Below are 419 nucleotides of genomic sequence, written 5' to 3'. Positions count from 1 at the left end.
CGGCACGGCACATTGGGACGAGAACCATTCTCGCGGCTTTCTGCACAACGGGCGTTATTTCGTGCCGGACCGCGAGCGCCAGATCGGGATCATCGCTGACCTCATTCCGCAACCCGCGCCGGGTGGCCTGCTGGTCGAGCTGTGCTCCGGCGAGGGGCTGCTCAGCCGCGCGCTGCTGGAGCGCTTTGCCGACTGCCATGTCCTGGCGCTCGACGGCTCGGCGCAAATGCTGGAGCAGACGCAGGCCACCTGCCGCGACCATGCCGGGCGCCTGGCCACTGCCGCGTTCGAACTGGCGCAGAGCGGCTGGCGGCGCTTTGCCGAGCCGCCGCATGCGGTCGTCTCCTCGCTCGCCATCCATCATCTCGACGGCTGGCAGAAGCAGGACCTGTTTGCCGATCTGGCGGCGGCGCTCAAGC

At 68.7% G+C, this 419-nt stretch carries 1 protein-coding gene; it reads left to right on the top strand.

Annotated features, from left to right (window positions below; translation table 11 throughout):
- Positions 1-419: class I SAM-dependent methyltransferase (locus EN745_RS35750; protein ID WP_145992370.1), on the top strand; the 419-nt coding region annotated here is incomplete at both ends.

It is taken from the genome of Mesorhizobium sp. M4A.F.Ca.ET.022.05.2.1 (assembly GCF_003998845.1).
Classification (GTDB): domain Bacteria; phylum Pseudomonadota; class Alphaproteobacteria; order Rhizobiales; family Rhizobiaceae; genus Mesorhizobium.
The sequence above is the reverse complement of the archived record's forward strand: the minus strand, read 5'-3'. Positions and strand labels throughout refer to the sequence as shown.